Source organism: Streptomyces sp. NPDC026417 (assembly GCF_055567695.1).
Genome location: NZ_JBVHPY010000014.1, coordinates 1 through 22949, shown reverse-complemented (window position 1 = coordinate 22949; position 22949 = coordinate 1). Strand labels below are relative to the sequence as shown.

At 72.8% G+C, this 22949-nt stretch carries 22 protein-coding genes; 11 read left to right on the top strand and 11 right to left on the bottom strand.

Going from position 1 to position 22949, the window contains the following annotated elements; translation table 11 throughout:
* Positions 1-95 precede the first annotated feature (95 nt).
* Positions 96-752, bottom strand: a complete 657-nt coding sequence (locus ACZ4NT_RS22025) for an MmyB family transcriptional regulator (RefSeq protein WP_121407180.1) — start codon at positions 750-752, stop codon at positions 96-98.
* A 221-nt stretch (positions 753-973) separates the two neighbouring features.
* Here ACZ4NT_RS22025 and ACZ4NT_RS22020 point away from each other — a divergent pair, with 221 nt between their 5' ends.
* The 3 genes from ACZ4NT_RS22020 to ACZ4NT_RS22010 are packed head-to-tail and all read left to right on the top strand — an operon-like array spanning position 974 to position 3435.
* Positions 974-1630 (top strand): helix-turn-helix domain-containing protein, encoded by a 657-nt coding sequence (locus tag ACZ4NT_RS22020; RefSeq protein ID WP_121407179.1) that lies wholly within the window; start codon positions 974-976, stop codon positions 1628-1630.
* Positions 1631-1662: 32 nt separating this feature from the next.
* Complete coding sequence (locus ACZ4NT_RS22015; RefSeq protein ID WP_121407178.1) at positions 1663-2193, top strand: toxin-antitoxin system, toxin component; 531 nt, start codon at positions 1663-1665, stop codon at positions 2191-2193.
* An 18-nt stretch (positions 2194-2211) separates the two neighbouring features.
* Entirely contained in the window at positions 2212-3435 is a 1224-nt protein-coding gene (locus ACZ4NT_RS22010) for an MAB_1171c family putative transporter (protein WP_121407177.1), read from the top strand.
* Positions 3436-3539: 104 nt separating this feature from the next.
* Here the strand turns inward: ACZ4NT_RS22010 and ACZ4NT_RS22005 are convergent, their stop codons facing one another.
* Positions 3540-4583 carry an alpha/beta fold hydrolase gene (locus ACZ4NT_RS22005; RefSeq protein ID WP_121407176.1) on the bottom strand — a complete coding sequence of 348 codons (1044 nt, stop codon included), beginning with the start codon at positions 4581-4583 and terminating at the stop codon, positions 3540-3542.
* A gap of 207 nt (positions 4584-4790) precedes the next feature.
* Between ACZ4NT_RS22005 and ACZ4NT_RS22000 the strand changes: the two genes are divergently transcribed.
* The gene (locus ACZ4NT_RS22000) at positions 4791-5021 is read left to right on the top strand and encodes a hypothetical protein (protein ID WP_121407175.1); all 231 of its coding nucleotides are present in this window, start codon (positions 4791-4793) and stop codon (positions 5019-5021) included.
* 339 nt (positions 5022-5360) lie between these two features.
* On the opposite strand, the gene ACZ4NT_RS21995 is transcribed toward ACZ4NT_RS22000, so the two are convergent.
* Positions 5361-6056: a 4'-phosphopantetheinyl transferase family protein gene (locus ACZ4NT_RS21995; RefSeq protein WP_467727055.1), complete on the bottom strand. Its 696-nt coding sequence runs from the start codon at positions 6054-6056 to the stop codon at positions 5361-5363.
* Positions 6004-6912: a metallophosphoesterase family protein gene (locus ACZ4NT_RS21990; protein WP_121407173.1), complete on the bottom strand. Its 909-nt coding sequence runs from the start codon at positions 6910-6912 to the stop codon at positions 6004-6006. Before ACZ4NT_RS21990 ends, ACZ4NT_RS21995 begins: the two co-directional genes overlap by 53 nt.
* Before the next feature lie 286 nt (positions 6913-7198).
* Here ACZ4NT_RS21990 and ACZ4NT_RS21985 point away from each other — a divergent pair, with 286 nt between their 5' ends.
* Together ACZ4NT_RS21985 and ACZ4NT_RS21980 are read left to right on the top strand one after the other, a co-directional pair.
* Complete coding sequence (locus ACZ4NT_RS21985) at positions 7199-8344, top strand: ATP-grasp domain-containing protein (protein ID WP_121407172.1); 1146 nt, start codon at positions 7199-7201, stop codon at positions 8342-8344.
* 137 nt (positions 8345-8481) lie between these two features.
* Positions 8482-10167: a carbohydrate binding domain-containing protein gene (locus ACZ4NT_RS21980; RefSeq protein ID WP_467727052.1), complete on the top strand. Its 1686-nt coding sequence runs from the start codon at positions 8482-8484 to the stop codon at positions 10165-10167.
* Between the two features lie 114 nt (positions 10168-10281).
* On the opposite strand, the gene ACZ4NT_RS21975 is transcribed toward ACZ4NT_RS21980, so the two are convergent.
* The 5 genes from ACZ4NT_RS21975 to ACZ4NT_RS21955 all read right to left on the bottom strand — a co-directional run bounded on the left by ACZ4NT_RS21975 (position 10282) and on the right by ACZ4NT_RS21955 (position 15797).
* Positions 10282-11619 carry a 6-phospho-beta-glucosidase gene (locus ACZ4NT_RS21975; protein WP_121407170.1) on the bottom strand — a complete coding sequence of 446 codons (1338 nt, stop codon included), beginning with the start codon at positions 11617-11619 and terminating at the stop codon, positions 10282-10284.
* A 346-nt stretch (positions 11620-11965) separates the two neighbouring features.
* Positions 11966-12421 carry a MaoC family dehydratase gene (locus ACZ4NT_RS21970; RefSeq protein WP_121407169.1) on the bottom strand — a complete coding sequence of 152 codons (456 nt, stop codon included), beginning with the start codon at positions 12419-12421 and terminating at the stop codon, positions 11966-11968.
* Positions 12418-13941 carry an acyl-CoA synthetase gene (locus ACZ4NT_RS21965; RefSeq protein WP_467727049.1) on the bottom strand — a complete coding sequence of 508 codons (1524 nt, stop codon included), beginning with the start codon at positions 13939-13941 and terminating at the stop codon, positions 12418-12420. Before ACZ4NT_RS21965 ends, ACZ4NT_RS21970 begins: the two co-directional genes overlap by 4 nt.
* Positions 13942-13992: 51 nt before the next feature.
* Positions 13993-14877 carry an amidohydrolase family protein gene (locus ACZ4NT_RS21960; protein WP_467727275.1) on the bottom strand — a complete coding sequence of 295 codons (885 nt, stop codon included), beginning with the start codon at positions 14875-14877 and terminating at the stop codon, positions 13993-13995.
* A 2-nt stretch (positions 14878-14879) separates the two neighbouring features.
* Positions 14880-15797, bottom strand: coding sequence for an SDR family NAD(P)-dependent oxidoreductase (locus tag ACZ4NT_RS21955; RefSeq protein WP_467727047.1), 918 nt, complete (start codon positions 15795-15797; stop codon positions 14880-14882).
* Positions 15798-16089: 292 nt separating this feature from the next.
* On the opposite strand from ACZ4NT_RS21955, the gene ACZ4NT_RS21950 reads away from it, so the two are divergent.
* Both ACZ4NT_RS21950 and ACZ4NT_RS21945 read left to right on the top strand, forming a co-directional pair.
* On the top strand, positions 16090-16515 hold the full coding sequence (locus ACZ4NT_RS21950; RefSeq protein WP_121407574.1) for a MarR family transcriptional regulator: 426 nt from the start codon (positions 16090-16092) through the stop codon (positions 16513-16515).
* Between the two features lie 10 nt (positions 16516-16525).
* The gene (locus ACZ4NT_RS21945; RefSeq protein ID WP_467727272.1) at positions 16526-17314 is read left to right on the top strand and encodes an IclR family transcriptional regulator; all 789 of its coding nucleotides are present in this window, start codon (positions 16526-16528) and stop codon (positions 17312-17314) included.
* Between the two features lie 66 nt (positions 17315-17380).
* Here ACZ4NT_RS21945 and ACZ4NT_RS21940 read toward each other — a convergent pair whose 3' ends face one another.
* Positions 17381-18079 (bottom strand): TetR/AcrR family transcriptional regulator, encoded by a 699-nt coding sequence (locus tag ACZ4NT_RS21940; RefSeq protein WP_467727045.1) that lies wholly within the window; start codon positions 18077-18079, stop codon positions 17381-17383.
* A gap of 297 nt (positions 18080-18376) precedes the next feature.
* Between ACZ4NT_RS21940 and ACZ4NT_RS21935 the strand changes: the two genes are divergently transcribed.
* Positions 18377-20197 carry an AMP-dependent synthetase/ligase gene (locus ACZ4NT_RS21935; protein ID WP_467727043.1) on the top strand — a complete coding sequence of 607 codons (1821 nt, stop codon included), beginning with the start codon at positions 18377-18379 and terminating at the stop codon, positions 20195-20197.
* A gap of 245 nt (positions 20198-20442) precedes the next feature.
* Positions 20443-21372 (top strand): oxygenase MpaB family protein, encoded by a 930-nt coding sequence (locus tag ACZ4NT_RS21930; protein ID WP_467727041.1) that lies wholly within the window; start codon positions 20443-20445, stop codon positions 21370-21372.
* 19 nt (positions 21373-21391) lie between these two features.
* Here ACZ4NT_RS21930 and ACZ4NT_RS21925 read toward each other — a convergent pair whose 3' ends face one another.
* Entirely contained in the window at positions 21392-21814 is a 423-nt protein-coding gene (locus ACZ4NT_RS21925; protein ID WP_467727039.1) for a hypothetical protein, read from the bottom strand.
* Between the two features lie 77 nt (positions 21815-21891).
* Between ACZ4NT_RS21925 and ACZ4NT_RS21920 the strand changes: the two genes are divergently transcribed.
* Positions 21892-22401, top strand: coding sequence for a DinB family protein (locus ACZ4NT_RS21920; protein WP_467727037.1), 510 nt, complete (start codon positions 21892-21894; stop codon positions 22399-22401).
* Positions 22402-22949 lie beyond the last annotated feature (548 nt).

The following is a 22949-nucleotide window of genomic DNA, read 5'->3' as shown; positions in this document are numbered from 1 at the left end:
TCACATAGCGCTTGTCGGCGGAATGGTGCCGCACGGCACGTTCGGGGTGGGCGGGCGGATTCGCCAGGCGGTCCGGCGGGGCCGGGGTGGCGCCGCTAGACGACCCTGAGATGCGTGGCGCCGTGGCGGGTCGTACGGGTCCGGCGCGGTGCGACCGGGGCGCGGCGGGCCTCGCGCGGGACCAGGGTCAGGCGCGTGTAGCCCATGTCCTGGAGGGTCTTGGGGGTCTCGCCGATGATCCGGCAGTCCGTGCGGCCGTAGCGGGGATCGGGGTGCACGAGGGGGCGCACCGCGCCGTCCTGCTCCACGCCCTCCGGGCCGACCGCACGCATCCAGTGCGGCAGTCCCTGCCGGTAGGCGGCCTCCATGATGGGGTCCTGGGCGATGTCCCGGCGGATGGCCTGCAGTCCGCGGTCCTGCCCGTGCCGCTCCACGGCGGCCGCGAAGTGGGCCAGCATCGGCAGACACCAACTCGACTCGTGCTCGCCCAGGACGGTGCCGGCGTCGGGGTGGAACAGGACGAACCGCAGGAAGTTGTCGCCCGGCATGGCCGTCGGATGCGACCCGACACCCCGGAAAAGTGTCTCGAACGCGGCGTTGGACAGGACGACGTCCCACCGGTGGTCGAACACGACCGACGGGAAGGGGAGGGCCTCGAGAAGCGTCGCGTAGTCCTGGAGATACGCCTGAGCCTCGAGACTCTCGGGGACGGGCCGCGGCTGTGACCGCTGCCCTCCTGCCTGGTACGCCATCGGGAGGTCACCCCTCTTGCCTATGCGGCCTTCACGCGGCGCCCCGATCCTGGTGCCCGGGGCGGAGTCGTGTCAACTATCGTGGCATTTGGCGCCTGTTGACGGCTGAATCTCGCCACAGTTGTGGCGAGACCTGGATGCGGGTTCGAACAAGCGGCTAGTCTCCGGGTGGTTCCTGAGCATCTTGTGAGAGACCTGAGAGAGACGTAGGAGATCTGTCGGTGACGGATGGCTTCGAGGGTCCGGGCGCCACGGCGACGGTTCTGCTGCCGGCCGTCGTGGCCCGGGTCACCGCACTCGCCGACCGGCTCGGTGTGCCGCACGGCGAGCTCTTCGACGTGCGCCGGCTGTCGGCCGAGTCCGGCGTCTCCGAACCGGTGGTCAAGGCACTGCTGAGCGGCCGGCCCGCCGGGGAGCCCGACCTGCAGACGCGTTTTCTGCAGCGTTTCGACCTGTTGCGGCGCACCCGGCTCAAGCCCAACGGACGCAAGTACACCCAGCAGGAGATCGCCGACGGGGCGGGCATGTCGCGGCAGCAGGCCGGTGCCCTGATCAATGGCGACCGGCGCCCCACCATGGAGCACTGCGACGCGATCCAGCGCTTCTTCCGGGTGCACGCGGGGTTCCTCACGGCCGAGGATCCCGAGGCGCTCGCGAGCGCGCTGCAGCGCTGCGAGCAGGAACTGCTGCAGCAGCTCGCCGACCGTGAGCGCGCGGCGGCCCGCGCCGCCGACGACCCACTGGAACGGCTGCTGCAGGACCACGGTGTCCGCGGAATCGCCTGGCGGGCCGCACAGCTGCCCACGGACCAGCACCGGGACAAGGTCGCGGAATGGCTGGACATGCTCCTGGAAAGCGTCAAGCGGCCCGAGTCGTGATCCTGGGGAGAACAGTGGGCATTGGCAGGGAGATGCGCCGCCTGTGCGGCGAGTTGGTCGCGGAACTCTCGCTCCCGGCACCGGCGGAACCCGCCGACCTGTACGCCGCCCTGTGCGGCGCCATGAGCAGACGCCGCGGCCGCCCCGTCCAGTACCGCACGGCCGCCTTCCCGCCCGGCACCGCCAGCGGACTCTGGCTCGACATGGCCGACCAGGACCTCGTCGTGATCGAGCAACGCACGGCGCCGGACCACCAGTTGGTGATCCTGGGGCACGAACTGTGGCACATGAAGGCCGGGCACTGCAGCCACCACGTGGAGGGTGCGGCCGTCGCGGCCCGGCTGCTCTCCGACGACGCGGACCTGCAGGCCACCGTGCTCAGGGTGGCGGCCCGTACCCGGTTCGACCTGGGCGATGAGAAGGACGCCGAGAGCTTCGGGCTGCTGCTCGCCAGCAAGTGCCGCAGGTGGCTGGCCGGTTCGGCGCTGCGCGGGCCGGTGCAGCGCGACGACCTGGCGGGCCGGATCGAGGCCTCCCTCGGCTATCGCGGCCCACAGGGCTAGCGCACGACACCGACGACCATGGACGGAACCAGCTACTACATCCCCGCCGTGGCCATGGGCGTCGCCCTCGCCTTCAAGGCACCCGCGCTCCTGCGCGGCTGGCGTGACCCGCTGCTGCGGTCGGTGGGCGTGCTGCTCGCGCTGGCCGGCCTGGTCTTCCTGTTCGCGGCGCCGCCGACCATCGCCGAGGTCAACGAGATCACCGGCGTCCCCAACATCTCGGCGCCGCTCGTCTACTGCCTGCTGAGCGCCTTCAGCGCCTCCTGTCTGGTCCTCATCGTCAACTGGCGGGGCGGGCCCACCGGAACGACCCGCCGCATCTCCCGGCGCTGGACGACCGGGTACACCGTCGTCAGCGTGACGCTCGTGGTCCTGTTCGCGCTGGGCGACGCCCCCGAGGAGCGACTGCGGGACTTCGACACGCACTACGCCAACACGCCCTTCATGCGCGAGATGATCGTGCTGTATCTCGTGGCGCTCACCGTCGCGGGCGTCGCCATGAACATCATGTGCTGGCGCTGGGCCCTCCAGGTGCACGGCTGGCTGCGGGCCGGACTGCTCACCATCGCGGCCGGCTTCCTGTGCAACATCCCCTACGCGGCGGCCAAACTGACCGCCGTGGTCGCCCGGTGGAACGGCGGCGACCTGGATGACCTGAGCACCTACGTGGCCCCCGTACTGGCCTCCCTGGGAGCCCAGTTGAGTGCCGTCGGGTTCTGCCTTCCACTGGCCGGACGGCGGGTCGGGGACCTCTGGAGCACCTGGTCGACGTACCGCCGGCTCGGGCCGCTGTGGCGGGAGCTGAACTCGGTCGCCGCGCACGGGGACCGGGCGGTGCGGATCGCCTGGTGGTCCCCCGCCGAACTCCAGGTCACGCAGCGGGAGTCCGACATCCACGACGGCATGCTCGGCCTGTACCCCTATTTCGACACCGGGGTGCGCACCTCCGCCTACGAGGCCGCGGTGGCAGCCGGTGCGGAGCCCGAGCAGGCGCGGGCCGAGGCCGACGCGGCGATGGTGTCGGCGGCGGTGCGGGCCAGGGCCGCCGATCCGGAGGGCCGGGTCATCAGCTCGGCGGCGACCGACGACCCCGGACCGCCCGGCGCGGGGGCCGCGGACGCGGACGGGCCCCGCGACCTGGTGCGGATGTCGGTCGCCCTGCGCCGGTCGCCCGTCGTGGCGGCCGCCCGGGAACGGGCCGCGGCCGGACCGGAGCGGAACCCCCGCGGGCGGATCCGGTAGCAGGCGTCGTCCCTCCCCGCCCGGCCGCTGCTCGGCAGCACGTACCCCCGAAGCCGCGTCCGGATCCCGGCCGGACCCACAGCGGGCCGCCGTATGAAACCGCGTCAGGTCGCGCTGCGTTCGCTCGCGTTCTTCAGGTCGCGCTCCACCGCCCTGCTGCGGGCGGTGTCCGGCCGGCCCGCGGCGCTGCCCGGCCGGCCCGCCCGCAGCACCTCGCGCCAGTGCTCGCGGCTCCAGTCGGCCGGGCGGGTCGTGCTCGTGAACTCCCCGACCAGGGCGAGGAAGCGGGCGGGGTCGCTGTGGAAGGGGAAGTGCCCCGCACCCTCGAAGATCTCCAGGCGGCTGCCGGGCATCGCCTCGTGAGCGCCGTGGGCGTGCCGCACCGGCACCACACTGTCCCGGTCGCCCCACAGCAGCATCGTCGGCATGCCCTCGGTCAGATAGCAGCGGTCGAGCATGGTGACCGCCTGTCCGCGCCAGTCGACCACCGCGCGCAGCGTACGGATGAAGGCACTGCGGGACGTGGCGTCGGGCAGCGCGTCCACCAAGGTCAGCAACTCGGGCGCGTCCTGGCCCAGATCGGTGTCGAGCAGCCGCATCAGGTGCGCGAACAGGCCCACCTGGAGCCGCATACCGGGCAGCCGCAGCGTGGCGAGCAGGAGATGGGCGCCCGGCAGCGACACGGCCCGCAGTACGGGGTTGACCTCGCGGCCCACCCCGCCCGCGCTGACCAGGATCAGCCGCTCGGTGCGCTCGGGGAACTGGTAGGCGAACTGCATGGCGACCCCGCCGCCCAGCGAGTGCCCCAGCAGCGTGGCGGATTCGATGCCGAGCGCCGTCAGCAGATCGCGCACTCCGTTGGCGTAGGCCGCCACCGAGTAGTCCGCCCGCGGCTTGTCGGAGGAGCCGTGACCGAGCAGGTCGGGTGCGATGACGGTGTGGGTGCGGGCGAGGTCCGGGATCAGCTCGGCCCAGGTCGCCGACGAGTCGCCGATGCCGTGGATCAGGACGAGCGCCGGGCCCTGGCCCGCCATGCGGTAGGCGCGCCGGTAGCCGTGCACGACCTTGTGGTGGAGCCGCAGTTCTCCGTCGCCCACCGAGCGCAGCCGATGGCTCCGCCGCGGGCGCCGGGACGGTGTGTCGGCCATGGCTCGCCTCCCGGTCCCCGGGCCGCCCGGTGGACGGCTCCGCACTCTCCACTTCAGCGTAGAGCCCTTGTCCCACAAGGGATTTCGGGAAGGTTTCGCCTCGACTAACCAAGGCGCCGCGCCCCCGCAGGCGCCGGATTGTCAGTGGCGGACGGCAAGCTGGAGTCACGTAGCGCTTCGACCAGCCGACCCGGGGAGAGCCGTCCGATGCCGACCGCCGTACTGACCGACCACGAACGCGCCGCCGTGCAGGCCTATCTGCGGCTCCTCCAGACGGTCCGCGCCGCTTTCGACGGCGCGCCGGACGGCCGGCGACCACCCGTGGTGCCGCCGGCCGCGCTCGCGGAGGCGGAGCGTGCCCTGACGGCGGCCGGACTCGCGGGCAACGAGGAGGCGTTCTTCCGTCTGCTGCGGAGCTGGTGCCCGGAGCCCGGCTGAGACCGCGACCGGTACGGACCGCCTCGCCGCCGCCCGGCTCGGGGCTGCGGCACGCCTCGCGAGTACGGTGCGGCTCTCGCGGGGGAGGCACGCCTCAAGAGGGCGGCAGGCGCCTCGGATGCGGCCCGGCTTTCACGGCCGGCACCCTCACGCACGCGGCGGGCGCCGCGGATGCGGCTCGGTTCCCGAGGGCGGCGCCGCTCTCGCGGGCGGCACGCCTCACGCGTACCGCGGGCGCCTCGGGCCGGCACGCCGCACGGATGCTGCTCTCGCGGGCGGCACGCCGCAGGAGGGCGGCCGCATCCGGGCGCGCTGCCCGGATCAGGGGCGCGGCGCGCCTCACGGATGCGGCACGGTGACCGCCGTGGCCAGCAGCCCCTGCCGGACGGCCCAGCGCCCCTCGAAGACCCCGACGCGCGTGCCGTCCCCCAGCCGCGGCCCCGGGACCAGGAGGGTGGCGCGCAGTCGGCCGGTCCGGCCCGCCGCGTCCCCGGCCGGGACATCGGGGACGAGGTCGATGTCCGCCTCGGAGAAGTCCAGCCACTGCCCGGTCAGGGGGAACCACGCCTTGTAGACGGACTCCTTCGCGCTGAACAGCAAGCGGTCCCAGTGGACGGAGGGTGCGTGCCCCGCCAGCCGGCCGAGGCGCTCCCGCTCCGTGGGCAGCGCGATGGCGTCGAGGACCCCCTCGGGGAGTTCCAGGTGGGGCTCCGCGTCGATGCCGAGCGAGGCCAGCTCGGTGGCGCGGACCAGCGCGGCGGCGGCGAAGCCCTCGCAGTGCGTCATGCTGCCGGTCAGGCCCTGCGGCCAGCGGGGCGCTCCGCGCTCACCGGTCAGCACGGCCTGCGGGGCCACACCGAGCTTCTCCATGGCGCGGCGGGCGCAGGTCCGCACCGCCGTGAACTCCCGGCGGCGCTTGTCCACGGCCCGCGCTATCAGCGCCTCTTCCCCGGGGTACAGCGCGGCGCGCCCGGTCCCGTCGTCACCGTAGGTCTCCACGGCCACGACCGACTCCGGGAGCAGTTCCTCGATCACCTGCTCCGACCTCCATCGGCAGAATGCGGCGCAGCGTCCCGGGCGGTCCCGGGCGCTTGCTCCACTCGCGGGGGTAGCCCACGGACACCTCTTCGAAGCGGACGCCCTGGTGCCAGGTCGTCCGCGGGATGTGGAGATGCCCGTAGACCATGACGGCCGTGCGGAATCTGTGGTGCCAGTCGGCGGTCAGCCGGGTGCCGCACCACATCGCGAACTCGGGGTACCGCAGGATGTCCGTGGGGTGCCGGTCCAGCGGGTAGTGGTTGACCAGCACCGTGGGCAGCTCCTCGGGCAGCGCGGCGAGCCTGCTCTCGGTCTCGGCCACCCGGGCCCGGCACCAGGCGTCGCGGCTGGGGTAGGGGTCGGGGTGCAGGACGTGTTCGTCGGTGCAGACGATGCCGGTCGACTCGGCGTAGGCCAGCCCCTGGGCCTTGGTCGCGCAGCCCCGCGGCAGGAACGAGTAGTCGTAGAGCAGGAAGAGGGGGGCGATCACCGCGGGCCCTCCGGCCCCCTCCCACACGGGGTAGGGGTCCTCGGGGGTGATGACACCGGCCTCTCGGCACACGGCGACGAGATGCTCGTAGCGGGCGACGCCGCGCAGGGTGACGGTGTCCTTCGGGTGGGTCCACAGCTCGTGGTTGCCAGGGGTCCAGATCACCTTGCGGAAGCGTCCGGCGAGGGTTTCGAGGGCCCAGCGGATGTCGGCCACGGTCTCCGCGACGTCCCCGGCCACCAGGAGCCAGTCCTCGTCGGACGTGGGGCGCATCCGCTCGACCAGGGCGCGGTTCTCGGCGTAGCCGACGTGCAGATCGCTGATGGCCAGCAGGTGCCCCGGACGGCCGGCCGTCGACTCCACTCCCCGCTCCCTCCGCGAACCGAATGGCACCACGAGAACACATCCCCGAGGCGCCGACAAGGGCGGCTCCGGTGGGCCTCGAGGACGACAGTCCGGCCCACCGGGAAGGCCTCCGGTCAATCCGTAACACGCCCGTAGCGTCACAGGGGCCCCGCGCCCCCTATGATCGGGCGAACACGGCTGCCACGAACCTTCTTCGGCGTACGGCGGCTCGGTGTACCTCCCTCCACCCCTGGCCGGGCACGGCCTGCTCCGCCGTGCCCGCGCACCCCGAAAGGCGGCCTGCATGGGCTCTCGCGTACGCGTCTGGCTCAACCGCACGTACGCGGAGAACGTGTTCTTCATGGATCAGCTGCGGCGCAATCCGCACGACCGGACGGTCGAGTTCCATGCCACGCACGGCGACGCCGACTCCCCCGTCCTGGCCGCGGCCGACACCGCCGCCTTGGAGCCGGAGGGCCTCTCGCAGGCCGCGTACGTCGAGTACGCGCTGGACCAGTGCGCGCGGCACGGGATCGACGTCTTCGTGCCCGTCCTGCACCAGTCGGCGATCGTCGCGCACCGCGCGGAGTTCGCCGCGCTCGGCACGGCCCTGCTCGCGCCGCCGCGCGAGGCGGTGGCCGTCTTCCACGACAAGGTGACGGCGTACGAGGCGGTGCAGGCTCAGGGGGTGCCCGTGCCGCCGTGGTGGCGGGTGCGGACGGAGAGCGAACTCGTCGCGGCCGTCGAGGAATTGGAGGCAGGAGGCCACAAGGCGTGCTTCAAGCCCGCCGCGGGCGCGGGCGGCGTGGGCTTCCGGATCATCACCCGTGCGCCCTTCTCGCTCGCGCACCTCACCGGTTTCCCCAGCGCGCACGTGCCGCTCGACCTGGTCGCGGAGGCGGTCCGGTCGGCCGAGGAGCCGGTCGACTGGTTGGTGATGCCGCTCCTGGAGCAGCCCGAGGTGTCCGTGGACTGCCTCACCGGGCCGGACGGGCGGGTGCGGATGGCGGTGGGCCGCACCAAGAACGGGCGGCGGCGCGGGTTCACGTTGCACCCCTCGTGGATCGAACCGGCGCGCCGGATCGCGGAGGCGTTCGACCTGCACTACCTGACGAACATTCAATTCCGGATGTTCGGGGACGAGCCCGTCCTCATGGACGTCAACACACGGCCCGCGGGCGGGCTGCACCAGCTGGCCCTCTGCGGCATCAACGCGCCGTATGCCGCTGTGCAGTTGGCGCTGGGCGAGGAGCCGGGCGAGCTGGTTCCGCCGCGACTGGCGCAGGACTACACGCTGGTGGCGGGGCCGCGTCCGCTCCGCCCGGTCTCGTTGCCCCTGCAGCGGACCGAGGTGCCCGTCCAGCCGCTGCCCGCGGTGCCCTCACCCGCGTCCCCGGCCGCCGTCGAGGACGCGAACGCGGCGGCGACGGCGGCCGTGGCGCCCGCCTGAGCGAACCCTCGTCGATCACCGGTCTGGACCAATTCGCGCCGAACTCTTGACACTCGCATTGGTCCATACCAACTTGGTTGCGCACTCCCCTGCACTCCCCTGCACTCCCGAACACCCCCATTCCCCAGGGAGATCGCGTGCGCATCACACCGTTCAGACGCTCCAGACGCCGTTTCCTCGCCCTGCTCGGCACCGCCGCCCTGGCCCTGACCGGGGCCGTCGCCCTGCCGGGGACGGCCCAGGCGGCCAACGTCCTGGCCAACCCCGGCTTCGAGTCGGGCAGCCTCTCCCCCTGGAGCTGCACCGGCAATCTGGGCTCGGTCGTCTCCAGTCCCGTGCACGGCGGCGCCAAGGCCCTCGCGGGGGCCGCGAGTTCGAGCGACAACGCCAAGTGCAGCCAGACCGTCCAGGTCCAGCCGAACACCACGTACAGCCTGTCCGCCTGGGTGCGCGGCAGCTATGTCTACCTGGGTGTCGACGGCGGCACGTCCACGTGGACGACCTCGACCTCGGCGTACGGCAAGCTCAGCCTGTCCTTCACGACCGGCGCCTCCCAGACCAGCGCCACGATCTACACCCACGGCTGGTACGGCCAGGGCACCTACTACGCCGACGACGTCTCCCTGGACGGTCCCGGCGGCGGCGGTTCGGACACGCAGGTGCCGACGGCTCCGGCGAGCCTGCGCTCCACCGCCAAGACCTCGTCGAGCGTGTCGCTCGCCTGGAACGCGTCGACGGACAACGTCGGTGTGACCGGGTACGACGTCTACAGCGGCTCCAACCAGGTGCTGAGCGTCTCCGGTACGAGCGCGACGGTCACCGGGCTCTCGCCCAGCACCGCCTACTCCTTCACCGTCAAGGCGCGCGACGCGGCCGGGAACACGTCGGCGGCGTCCAACGCCGTCGGCGTGACGACCGACGCCGGCAGCGGCGGCGGCACCGGCTTCAAGCAGGCGGCGCCCTACCTCTACCTCGGCTGGGGCGACCCGCCGAGCGCGACCTCCGTGATGAGCTCGACCGGCGTCAAGTGGTACACGATGGCGTTCATGCTCGACCAGGGGGGCTGCAACCCCGCCTGGGACGGCAGCCGACCGCTCACCGGCGGCAACGACCAGAGCGTCATCAACTCCATCCGCTCCGCGGGCGGTGACATCGTCCCGTCGTTCGGCGGCTGGTCGGGAAGCAAGCTGGGGGCCAACTGCTCCTCCGCGAGCGCGCTCGCCGCGGCGCTGCAGAAGGTGATCGACGCCTACAGCCTCAAGGCGATCGACATGGACGTCGAGAACACCGACGAGTTCGAGAACGCCGCCGTCCAGGACCGCATCCTGACCGCACTGAAGACCGTCAAGGCCAACAACCCGGGTCTGCGCACGATCGTCACCTTCGGCACCACGACGACCGGGCCCACGTACTGGGGCAACCGGCTCGTCGAACAGGCCAAGGCGCTGGACGCCGGCATCGACGTCTTCACGATCATGCCGTTCGACTTCGGTGGCGGCTCCGACATGTACGGCAACACGGTGGGCGCCGCCGAGGGTCTCAAGACCAAGCTCAAGTCGACCTTCGGCTGGGACGACACGACGGCGTACTCCCACATCGGCATCTCCGGCATGAACGGTCTCAGTGACCAGCAGGAGAACACCACCCCGGCGATCTGGACCCAGATCCGGGACTGGTCGAACACGCACCACATCGCCCGCCTCGCCTTCTGGGCGGTCAACCGTGACCGTCCCTGCCCCGGGGGCGGCGTGACGAGCAACTGCTCGGGGATCAGCCAGAACACCTGGCAGTTCACCTCGATCACGGCCGGCTTCACCGGCTGACGCACGGGGCGTGGGGGTACCGGGCCGGCGGCCGGGTGCCCCCACGCGCGTGCCCGTGCCGCCGGTGCCGCTCCGTGCACCGCGGCGGGTGGGGCGAGAGCGGCCGGAGCACCGCTACGACAGGTAGGCCAGACCCGGGTGCGCTGCCGTGTAGCCGTCCACCAGGCGGCGGGCCACGGACACGGAGTCGACCAGCGGGTGCAGGGCGAAGGCCTTGACGGCCGTGGTCCGTGAGCCCGACTCGGCCGCGGAGAGGATCTCGCGCTCGACCGCCTTGACCGCGCACACCAGGCCGGTGGCGTGGTCGGGCAGCGGGTCGACGGCGACCGGGTGCGCGCCGTTCGCGTCGACCAGGCACGGCACCTCGACGACGGCCTCGGCGTCGAGGACGGCGAGGGTGCCGCGGTTGCGGACGTTCAGGATGAGCGTGGTCCGCTCGTCGCGGGCGATCGCCCGCATCAGGGCGAGGGCGACCTTCTCGTAGCCGCCGGACAGGTCGTCGGCGTCGCGCTCGCCGGCGCCGGCCGCGTCCCGGTTCTCCGCCATGTAGGTGGCTTCGCGCTCGGCCCGTGTACGGTCCCAGGCCGCGAGGGCCGACGCCTCCGGGCGCCGCATCTCCTCGTAGAAGGCGGCCTGCTGGTCGCGGAGGAAGGCGCCGCGGGTCTTCTTCGCCGCCTGGTAGGCCCGTACGGCCTCGCGGTTGAAGTAGTAGTAGTGCAGGTACTCGTTCGGAACGGCGCCCAGGGACCGGAGCCAGTCGGCGCCGAAGAGCTTGCCCTCCTCGAAGGAACCGAGCAGCGCGGGGTCGGCGAGCAGGCGCGGGAGTTCGTCCCGGCCCGCCACACGAAGACCGCGCACCCAGCCCAGGTGGTTGAGACCGACGTAGTCGATCCAGGCCTCGCCGGGGTTCGCCCCGAGCACCCGGGCGATACGGCGGCCGAGGCCGACCGGGGAGTCGCAGATGCCGATCACCCGGTCGCCGAGGTGGCGGGACATGGCCTCGGTGACCAGGCCCGCGGGGTTGGTGAAGTTGATGACCCAGGCGTCGGGGGCGAGCCGCGCCACCCGCCGTGCGATGTCGTCGGCGACCGGCACGGTGCGCAGCCCGTACGCGATACCGCCGGCGCCCACGGTCTCCTGGCCGAGGACGTCCTCGGCCAGGGCGACCCGTTCGTCCGCGGCCCGTCCTTCGAGTCCCCCGACGCGGATCGCCGAGAACACGAAGTCGGCGCCGCGCAGGGCGTCGTCGAGGTCGGTGGTGACGGTGACGACGGGGGCACCCGCGTGTCCGGCCGCCTGTTCGGCGAGGACCCGGGCCACGGCCGAGAGCCGCTCCGCGTCCAGGTCGTGCAGCACGACGTGGGTGACCCGGCCCTCGGCCCGGTCTCCGAGGAGCGCCCCGTACACGAGCGGCACGCGGAATCCGCCGCCACCCAGAATCGTCAGCTTCACGTGCGCGCCTGCCTTTCCCGGCTCTCCTGCCACGACCACTTCCACGCCCGCTCCCGCCGAGCGGGACCGGGTCGGCGTCGACCGGCGTGTCCGCCCCCACGTGCGCGCTTCCCGGAACCGCGGGAGCGCCGGGGACCTCGCGCTGCCGGCACGCCGCGAACAGTACCCCGCGTTCGCGGGCCGCTCCGCCCCCGGTTCCGCCGGGCCGCTCCGCCCCGGGGCGGCCGGAGCGCGCAGGTGCACGGACGGCGGACCGCGCGCCCGGCCACGGCGTCGGCGGGCGTGTCGTGGCCGCTCGGCCGGGTCCGCGGAGCCGAGGCGTGGCACTCCACCGGCCCCGCGGAGCTCAGGCGTAGAAGCGGGACAGGCTCCGCAGGACCGCCGCCGGCTTGGCACCGCCCTCGATCTCGATCGTCCCGTCCACGGCGATCTGCACGCCGCCCGGCACATCCTCGACGGAGGCGAGCCGCGCGGCCAGCCGGATGCGCGAGCCGGCCTTCACGGGCGCGGGGAACCGCACCTTGTCCAGGCCGTAGTTGACCTTCGTCGACACGCCCTCGACCTCCAGCAGCCCGGTGAACAGCGGGATGAAGAGCGACAGCGTCAGGTAGCCGTGGGCGACCGGGGCGCCGAAGGGGCCGCGAGCGGCCCGCTCGGGGTCGACGTGGATCCACTGGTGGTCGCCGGTGGCGTCGGCGAACGTGTCGATCCGCTCCTGTGTGACGTCGAGCCACTCGCTGGTGCCGAGGTCGCCACCCGCGAGCTTCCTGAGTTCGTCGAGACCGTTCACGGTGATGCTCATGTGCCGTTCCTTCGCTGGGGGTCGGTGCCGTACCGGGTGCGGACACGGGCCTTGAGGAGCTTTCCGGAGGCGGTGCGCGGGAGTTCGTCCGCGACGACCAGCGACCGGGGGATCTTGTACTTGGCGAGGCGTCCGGACAGCGAGGCGAGAACGGCCTGCGGGTCCGGGCGCACGCCTTCGCGGGGCACCACGACGGCGCGCGGCACCTCTCCCCACTTCTCGTCGGGGACACCGATGACCGCGCACTCGACGATGTCGGGGTGGGCGAGGAGCAGGTTCTCTATCTCGGCCGGGTAGATGTTCTCGCCGCCCGAGATGATCATGTCCTTGATCCGGTCGACGATGTAGACGTAACCGTCCTCGTCGACGCGGGCGGCGTCGCCGCTGCGGAACCACCCGTCGGCGAGGACGGCGGCCGTCTCGTCCGGCAGCCCCCAGTAGCCGGGCATGACGTGCGGTCCCCGCACCACCACCTCGCCCGTCTCGCCGACGGCGGCCGGCGTCAGGTCGGGCCGCACCACCCGGACGTCGCTGAAGAAGTGCGGCACCCCCGCGGAACCCGCCTTGCCGACGGCGTGCTCGGCGTCCAGGAAGAGCGTGCCGGGCGCGGCCTCGGTCATGCCGTAGCCCTGGAGGAAGGTGAGCCCGCGCTCCTGGTAGGCCGTGATGAGCGGGGTCGGCACGGGTGAGCCGCCGCAGGTGAGCAGACGCAGGGACGACAGGTCGGCGTCGGCCCAGCGGGGCTGGCGGGCCATCTGCTCGAACATGGTCGGCACTCCGAACATGAAGGTGATCCGGTGCCGCTCGACCAGGTCGAGGGTGGCCGCCGCGTCGAAGGAGTCGACCAGGACGCAGGTACCGCCCTTGAGCAGCACCGGCAGGGTGAGCATGTTGAGTCCCGCGGTGTGGAACAGCGGCGCGGAGACCAGGGCGCGTTCGTCGGCGGTCAGGTCGTGGTCGACGAGGACGTTGACGGCGTTCCAGGTGAGATTGCCGTGGGTGAGCATCGCGCCCTTGGGGCGGCCCGTGGTCCCCGAGGTGTACATGATGATGCAGGTGTCGTTGGCGGCGACGGGCTGGTCGATCGGCTCCTCGGCGCCGGAGCGGATCAACTCCTCGTACTGCGCGCCGACTTCGATGTACGTCCGTACGTCCGCGTCGCCCGGAAGACCCGCGACGAGCCCGGCCGACGAGGGTGCGTACACCAGGACCCCGGCGCCCGAGTCGACGAGCTGGTGGGCGATCTCGGGCCCGGCGAGGCGGGGGTTGAGGGGGACGAAGACCGCGCCCAGGACGCCCGCCGCGAAGAGCGTCTCCAGGTACGCCGGATGGTTGGGGCCGAGGTGGGCGATCCGGTCGCCGCGCCGCAGGCCCAGGGCGCGCAGGGCGTGCGCGAGACGCGTGGTGCGGCCGTGCAGTTCGGCGTAGTCGACGGTCCTGTCGCCGTGGATCAGTGCGGTGCGGTGCGGTGTCTTGCGGGCCCGGCGGGCGGGCCAGGAGCCCAGTCCGTCATTGCGCATCCGTCCGCCTCCGTCCGTCGTCGCAGGGGGGAGTGCACATGGGGTGCCCCTTCACGGTTTCGTCAGCCCGAGCAGGCGGGCGGCGTTCTCCTTGAGGATCTTCGGCCTGACCTCGTCCTTGATGGCGAGCTTCGCGAAGTCGGCCAGCCAGCGGTCCGGAGTGAGCACCGGATAGTCCGAACCGAACAGGACCTTGTCCTTGAGCAGGGTGTTCGCGTACTGGACGAGCTGCGGCGGGAAGTACGTGGGCGACCAGCCGGACAGGTCGATGTACACACCGGGCTTGTGCGTGGCGACGGCGAGCGCCTCGTCCTGCCACGGGAAAGAGGGGTGGGCCAGGATGATCTTCAGATGCGGGAAGTCGGCGGCGACGTCGTCCACGTGCAGCGGGTTGGAGTACTTCAGGCGGATCCCGCCGCCGCCCGGGACCCCGGCGCCGATGCCGGTCTGGCCGGTGTGGAACAGCGCGATGGCGCCGGTCTCCTCGATCACCTCGTACAACGCGTAGGCCACCGCCCGGTCGTTGGGGAAGAAGCCCTGGATGCTGGGGTGGAACTTGAAGCCCTTCACCCCGTACTCCTCCACCAGCCGGCGGGCCTGCCGGACGCCGGCCCGGCCGCGGAAAGGGTCGATGGACGCGAACGGGACGAGTACGTCGGGGTTGGCGGCGGCGGCCTCGGCGACCTCCTCGTTCGGCACGGGCGGCGTGCCGGTGGCGGACTCGGCGTCCACCGTGAAGACGACGGCGGCCATCTTCCGCTCGCGGTAGTACGCGGCCGTCTCCTCAAGGGTGGGCTTCCGCTTTCCCTCGACCTTGAAGTAGGCGGAGGAGGCCGCGTGCAGGTCGTCGTCCAGGGAGGCGTGTCCGCGGGAGGAGACCTCGGCGTGGGTGTGGACGTCGATCGCGACGAGCTCGTCCACCTGGAGGGTCGTCATGGTCACGCCTCCGGAAGTGTTGGAGCGGGGATGCCGACGGTCTGCGGTGCGGCGCCGAACGAGGCGGGCCAGACCGCGGCCAGGGTCTCGGGGGTCCAGCCACCGTCCGCGTACGCGGCGCCGATCTCCTGCGGGTGCGACCAGAGCGCCACCTTGTCGCCGCCGATGCCGATGGCCTGGCCCGTGACGCCGCGCGCGGCGTCGGAGGCGAGGAAGGGGACGAGTGCGGCGCAGTCCTCGGGGGTGCCGAAGCCCTCGCCCTTGCGCAGGACGTCGGGCAGCGGTTCGCCGCGCTTCATCGCCTCGACGTAGGGCGCGAAGGCCGGGACGGTCTCGGTCATCGCGGTCGCGGCGACCGGCACGATCGCGTTCACCGTGATGCCCGCGCGGCCCAGCTCCATCGACCAGGTGCGGGCCATGGCGGCGATGCCCGCCTTCGCGGCCGCGTAGTTCGTCTGGCCGAAGTTGCCCCGCTGTCCGGCCGGTGAGCCGACCAGGATCAGGCTGCCGCCCTCGCCCTGGTCGCGCATGCGCACGGCGGCGGCGCGGGCACAGGTGAAGGTGCCCCTGAGGTGCGTGGTGACCACCGCGTCGAAGTCGTCGTCGGTCATCTTCCAGAGCACCCGGTCGCGCAGGATGCCCGCGTTGGCGACCAGGACGTCGAGGCGGCCGAACTCCGCGACGGCGCGGGCGACCAGGCGGTCCGCGGTCTCGGCGGTGCCGACCGCGGCCACCTCGGCCACGGCCCGGCCGCCGGCCTCGATGACGGACTTCACGGCCTGCTCGGCCACCGCCTCGTCGATGTCGTTGACGACCACGCGGGCGCCGGCGGCGGCCAGGGCGTGCGCGTAGGCCAGGCCGAGACCGCGGCCGCTGCCGGTGACGACGGCGACTTTGCCGGTGAGATCGATGGGGGGCACGAGGGGTCCCTTCGGGGAGGCGGGTCGGCCGCGGGATGCCGGGCGGCCTCGAGATTGAAGTTAAGGACAATCATTGTTGACGTCAATAGTTGTTCCTGCCGGACCCGTGCGTCATGCTGGACCCGTACACGTATCTCCGTGCGCCCGCCCGGGGGACGCCCCCGTGCGCCCCTCCCGGCCCGGGCCACACCCGCGCAGCACCGTCCCGCCCGGGGCCACGACCAGGGAGCCCGCCATCGCCGGCCAGCCGCACACCACCGACCCCGCCCCCATCGACGCGCAGGAACCGTGGATGCGGGGGCTGCACGCGGACACCGGATACCTGCTGTACCGGCTGGGCCTGCGCTCCGGGCAGCTGTTCAACGCGTTCCTGCAGGAGTCGGGGCTGCGGCTGCGGCACTACGCGCTGCTGCGCTTCCTGGCCGGCACCGACGGTGCCCTGCAACGGGAGCTCAGCTCGCGTCTCGGCTACGATCCGAGCGCGATCGTCGGGCTCGTCGACGACCTGGAGCGGCTCGGTTTCGCCGAGCGCCGCCCCTCCCCCGACGACCGCCGCAGCCGGATCGTCGTCCTGACCGAGGACGGCCGCGCGTTCCTGCGGGACACCGACGAGGCCGGGCTGCGGGTGACGAACGACCTGCTCGACCCGCTGTCCCCTGCCGAACGGGAGCTCCTGCACACGCTGTTGCAGCGTGTCGCCGAGAACGGCCTGGGCTGACGCCGCCGCCATGGCCGCCGCCGAGGCCGTCCCGCCGCCGGCCGCGCGCTCGGCGCCCGGCCGGCTCCTCGCCGTGCTCGCCGCCTTCGACCACGGGCATCCGGCGCTGAGTCTGACCGAGATCAGCCGCCGGGCCGGGCTCACCCTCACCACCGCGCACCGGCTCGTGGGCGCGCTCACCGAGTGGGGCGCCCTGGAACGGGACGCGGCGGGCGTCTACCACGTGGGGCTGCGGCTCTGGGAGCTCGCCGCGCTCGCACCCCGGGGACCGGCGCTGCGGCAGATCGCGCTGCCGTTCCTGGAGGACCTGTACGAAGCGACGCACGAGAACGTCCAGTTGGCGGTCCGGGACGGTTCCGAGGTCGTCTACGTGGAGTGGATCTCGGGGCGCTCCGCGGTCGGCGTACGCATCCAGGTCGGCGCCCGCTGGCCGCTGCACGCCACCGGGGTGGGCCTCGCCCTCCTCGCACACGGCGACCCCGCCTTCCAGGAGGCGTACTGCGACGGTCCGCTCGCCGCCTTCACCGCGCACACCCTCACCGACGCGGTACGGCTGCGCCGGGTCCTGGCCGAAGCACGGCGCACCGGTGCGGCGGTGAGTGACCGTCAGATCACGGACGACGCGCTGTCGGTGGCCGCTCCGGTGCGCGAGCGCGGGGGGTCGGTGATCGCGGCCGTGTCGGTGGTCGTACCCCAGCGGGACGCGCAGGTCCCGGTGCTGATCCCGGCGGTGCGGCTCGCGGCGCGGGGCGTCTCGCGGGCCCTGGGCTGGCGGCCGGACGAAGAGGCGGGCGGCTGAGCACCGTGTACGGCCCCGGGCGGCCCCGCGGCCACGGCTACCGTGCCGTTCGGACCTTGTTCGCCGTCACGGCCACCGCGCCGCTCGTGCCCCGTCCGTCGTCCGGCGGGGCAGGCCGGGCGTGCCGTCGTGGGTGAGCGCTCCCGGGTGTCCCACCGTGCCGAGGGCGAGCAGGACATGCCGCTCGGCGACCTCCTCGGGGGGCAACGGGCCGCCGCTCCGGTACCAGTTGGCGACGCCCTGGCACATGGTGAGCACGGCGCGCACGGCGTCGTCGGGAATCGGCGTGGTGAAGGCGCCCCGGGCGATGCCCGCCTCGACGGTGTCCAGGAGCATGTGCTGCAGGTAGTCGCGCAGCGCCACGTACCGGGCGCGGTTCTGCGGATCGAGACTGCGGATCTCGGTGTCCAGGAACGCCAGGCCCTTGCGGTTGGCCATGTAGAGCACGATCGATTCGACCATGGCGCAGAAGCGGAGCAGGGGGTCGTCCCCGGCTTCGGCGGCGGCGGCCCGGCAGCGGTCGAGGACGTCCTTCACCGACGTCTCCAGCAGCGTGGAGAGCAGCGCCTGCTTGTTCTCGTAGTGATAGTAGAGAGCGGGGACGGTGACGCCGACCCGGCCGGCGATGTCCCGTACCGAAGTGCCGTGGTAGCCCTGCTCGTTGAAGGCTTCCATCGCGTGCAGCAGGATCGGGTGCAGGTCGAGCGGCCCGTACGTGCGCCAGTGCTGCGCGGGAACGGCGTCCTGGCTCGATGCGGTGCTCAACTGGGCTCCTGGAACAGGTCGGCGGCAGTGGACATCGTACGTCCGCGGGCCCCCGTACGGACTGTGCGGGGCACTGAACGCACGCTCAATGCGGTGCACCCGTCCGAGGCGCGGTAGGCCTGCCCGGTACACGCCATGACGGAATTGTGGCGCCAAGTACCGTGCAGGCGTACCTGTTTGAGACCCGGCGAACTGGGCCCGCCCCGGGCGTTGACCGTCCCGGACACCACTCCTAGTGTCTGAGCGAGCGCTAAGCAGGGTGCCCACGATGCCGCCGCAGTCCGCCAGGAGGCCGTCATGACGCAAGCCCCGCGCACACCCGGGGATCCGACCGAGCCGGGGACCGTGCCCGAGCTCGTGGAACGCAACGCCCGCCTCCATCCCGACCGGCCGGCCCTCTCCTGGCGGGAGCCCGGCGCCGACGGCTGGCACACCCTCGACTGGGCCGGCGTCCGGGAGCGCACCACGCGGCTCGCGGCGGGATTCGCGGCACTCGGCGTCGGCCGGGGCGACCACGTCCTGCTGATGATGGCCAACCGGCCCGAGCACTGGCTGTCCGACCTCGCGCTGGTACGGCTGGGCGCGGTGCCGGTCAGTGTCTACGGCACCTCGGCGCTGCCCCAGATGAGGCACATCGCCCGCAACTGCCGGGCCCGGGTGGCCGTCGTGGAGGGTGCCGCCGAGGCCGACCGCTGGACACCCCTGCTGGACGACGCGGACACCCCGCTCGCCCGGCTGGTCGTGGCGGAGCCCGGCGGCGAGGACGCCCATCTGCCGTACGCCGCCCTGGCCGAGGAGCCCGTGCCGGACCACCTGGGCAAGTCACTCGACGGGGCCCGCCCCGACGACCCGCTCACCGTCGTGTACACCTCCGGCACCACCGGCGAACCCAAGGGGGTCGTACTCACCCACCGGCAGGTGCTGGCGAACGCCCGCGCGATCGACGGGGTGGTCGAACTCCCGCCGCACGTCGACCACATCAGCTACCTGCCGTTCGCGCACATCGCGGAACGGATGCTGAGCATCTACGTGCCCTGCCTGCGCGTCTCCCACGTCTACCTGTGCCCCGACCCGCAGGGCGTCGCCGAGACGGTCCGGTCGGTGCGCCCCGCCCAGTTCTTCGGGGTGCCCAGGATCTGGGAGAAGCTGGCCGCGACCGTGCGCGCCGGGCTGGCCGCCCTGCCGCCCGAGCGGCAGGCCGCCGTCGCGGACGCCATGCGGGTGGCGCGGGAGCACACCGCCTTCCAGGAGCGCGGCGAGGAGCCGCCGGCCGAGGTCGCCGCGGCCTACGCCCGGTGCCGGGAGCAGGTCCTGGTGCCCTTGCTGTCCTTCGGAGGGCTCGACAGGGTCACCTGGGCGGCCAGCGCCTCGGCGCCCATGCCGATCGACGTGGTGCGCTTCTGGGCCGGTCTCGGGATCGTCGTCATGGACGCCTGGGGGATGACCGAGACGGCGGGCGTGGCCACCGCGAACAGCCCCCGCAGCGGCTTCCGGCTCGGTTCCGTGGGACGTCCCGTGCCCTCGGTGGAGATCAGGGTCGCCGAGGACGGTGAGCTGGAGGTGCGCGGCGAGTCCGTGTTCGCCGGGTACCTCCGGCCGGACGGGGCGGTGGAGCCCGCCGTGGACCCGGAGGGCTGGCTGAGCACCGGGGACATCGGCCGCGTCGACGAGGACGGTTTCGTCTGGATCACGGACCGCAAGAAGGAGATGATCATCACCTCGACGGGCAAGAACGTCTCGCCCGCCCTGGTGGAGAACGCGCTCAAGGAACACCCGCTGATCGGCCAGGCGCTCGTGCACGGCGACCACCACTCCTACCTGGTCGCCCTGCTGGTGCTGGACCCGGAGGCGGCACCGGCGTGGGCGGCGGCGAACGGCATCGACGCGGGGGCCGGCCTGGACGCGCTGGCCCGTCACCCCGCGGTACGTGCCGAGGCGGACCGCGCGGTCGCCGCGGCCAACTCCCGCCTGAACAGGACCGAGCAGGTCAAGCGGTACGAGCTGCTGGCGGAGGAGTGGGGACCGGCGACCGGTGAGCTGACCCCGTCGCTGAAGATGCGCCGGCGGGTGATCCGCGACAAGTACGCCGCGTCGCTGGCGGGCCTCTACGACGGCTGAACGCGGCCCGCCGTCCGGCCCTCGGCGGTCGGTGTGCCCGAGGGGCGTACCGACCGCCGTCGGCTGCCTCCGCTCGGTACCGCGCCGCCCTGCGGGGCTGCCGGGGCGCGTCACCGGAGAACGTGTGAAGGTGGGAGGTGAGCGTGGCCCCGTACGGTGGGCGCAGACACGGAGGCCGCCCTTCCGGGCCGGGGAGCACGCCGGCGCTCCGGACGCCGCCAGGAACCCGGAGAATCGGAGACGTCATGACCGGTCCGCCGCCCCCGCCCGCCGACCCGGCCCGGTCGCCCGTGGCCGTCGGCCGGGGTCGCTCGGAAATCAGGGCGCCGCGCAGAGGAGGCACGGCCTGGCGCTACTTCGGCGACATCCGCTCCACGCTCGTCGCCCCCCGGCTGCTCCTCCTCCAGGTCGCCCACCCCGTCGTCGGAGCGGGCGTGGCGGACCACAGCAACTTCCGCGCCGAGCCCTGGGCGCGCCTGGTCCGCACCGTCCTCTCGCTGAGCACGGTGATCTACGGCGGCCAGAGTGCCGCCACCGCCGAGGCCCGGCGGCTGATCCACCTGCACGCCTCCATCAGGGGCACGGACTCCACCGGGCACCGCTACCGCGCCCTCGATCCCGAGGCGTACCACTGGGTGCACGCGACGCTCGTCATGGGGCCCGTCGACGCGCAGCGCCTGTTCGGCAAGGGGCTCGACGAGTCCGAACTGGAGCAGTACTACCGGGAGATGCGGGACGTCGGCCGGGTGTGGGGGCTCAGGGACCACCATCTGCCCCCGGACTGGGCGTCCTTCTGCGCCTACTACGACGACATGGTCGCCCACCGGCTCGACTACAACCGCTCCGTGCAGGACGTCCTCGACGAGCTCGCCCGGCCCGCCAAGCCGTCCCGGTGGATTCCGGACGTCCTGTGGCGTCCGCTCGCCGGCGTCAGCGCGCACTACGCCCTGCTGGTCACCGTCGGCACGCTGCCGCCGGAGCTGCGGACACGGCTGCGGCTGACCTGGAGCGGGCGGCAGGAGCGCTCGCTGCGGCGCTTCGCCAGGCTCGTGCGGATCCTGGTGACCCCCGTGCCGCCCCCGCTCCGCATCGCCGTCTCACTCGCCCTCGCCCACCGGGCCACCAGCCACCCGCACCCCGGGGCCCCCGCGAGCCGCCCGCCCGCAGCGGGCTGAGGGCCCGGCCCGCCGGCTCCTACGGGGGTGTCGTCGGCCGACGGCCGCGGGGCGGCGACGGCGCGACGCCGGTGCCTTCGACGCCACATGCGAAACCGCCGCGGAAGCCGTCCATCCAGGCGGCTGTCGTGAGGCGGGTGACGGGGACGGGGAACGACTCGCCTCGGTACACGAGCACGGCCTTCTCGAAGCCCTCGGAGTCCGTGCCCTTGTGCGGGGCTTTGACGTCAACCCAGGCCGACCAGCTCCCGTCGCCGTGGACGCGCACGGTGGCGTCGGCCGGCAGCCGCTGCTCCTGGCCGAACTCCGGCCACGGGACGACGAGGGTGACGCTCTCCAGCAGGAACTGGTCCCTACCGAAAACGGTAGTGACGGCGTCAAGAGCGCTCCGCCGGCCATGCGCCCTCCGCGGCGGCCGAGCCCGCCGTTTCCGCGCGGACACCGCGGCCGCCCCGGCCCGGTTCCACAGGGCGGCGGAGTCGCCGTCCCGAAAGGCGGGAGCGGACTATCGTTGCCGCCATGGTCTCCCATCCGTCAGTACAACCCGCCATCTTCCAGGCGCCGTTCCGCGAGCAGTTCGAGGCGTTCCTCGACGAGCACCGGTCCGCGCTGCACGACAGTCTGAACGGGCTGACGGAGGAGCAGGCCCGCAGATCGCTGGTCACGTCCAAGACCACCCTCCTGGGTCTGGTCAAGCACGCCGCGTTCGTGGAGAAGGTCTGGTTCGACGAGGCGATCACCTGCCGGTCCCGGTCCGAGATCGGCATTCCCGGATCCCCCGACGAGTCGTTCGATCTCCACGAGGACGACTCGGTCGCCTCGGTCCAGCGCGCCTACCGGCAGGCGTGCGCCGAGTCCCGTCGGGCGACGGCGGAACTGACGCTGGACGACCTGCTGCTCGGAAACCGCCGGGGACCCCTGCCGCTGCGCTGGGTCTACCTCCACACGCTGCGCGAACTGGCCCAGCACTGCGGGCACGCCGACATCCTCCGGGAGCAGATTCTCGACGGGACGACGCACCAGGGCTGAACGCACCCCGGCCCCGCACACGGGCAGCCGCGGCAACCTCTCCCGGCGGCCCGGCGGCCCGACACCCCGAAGGCCCGGCACCCCGGGGTCCCGGCGGCCCGGGGTCCTGGAGGGCGGCAAGGACGCCCGAGTGCACCCCCCGTCCGGCCCCGCCGAGCAAAGGCGGGGCCTTCCTCCTTCACACCGTGAACTCCCCAGCGGCGTAAGGACTTTCTCGGCTTAACCTCTTGACGGTCGGGGTGCCGGAGAGCACATTGGCCGCGCAGTCGAATTGAGAGCGCTCTCAACCACACCCGCGCACCTCACTCCGTACCTGAAGAGGGCACCCCCATGAGTGAAACGTCCGGCACCTCCGGCAGACGCGCCCCACTGCGGCGCGTGCTCATCGCCGTGTTCAGCACGCTCAGCCTGGCGGGGGGCGCCGCCACGGCCGCCCCCCCCCCCCCCCACCCCCCCCCTCCCCCCCCCCCCCCCCGCTGGGTCCACGTGTTTTTTGCCAACCTCCCCCATGCAGCCCGCACGGGGGGGAACACAACCACCCCGCAAGA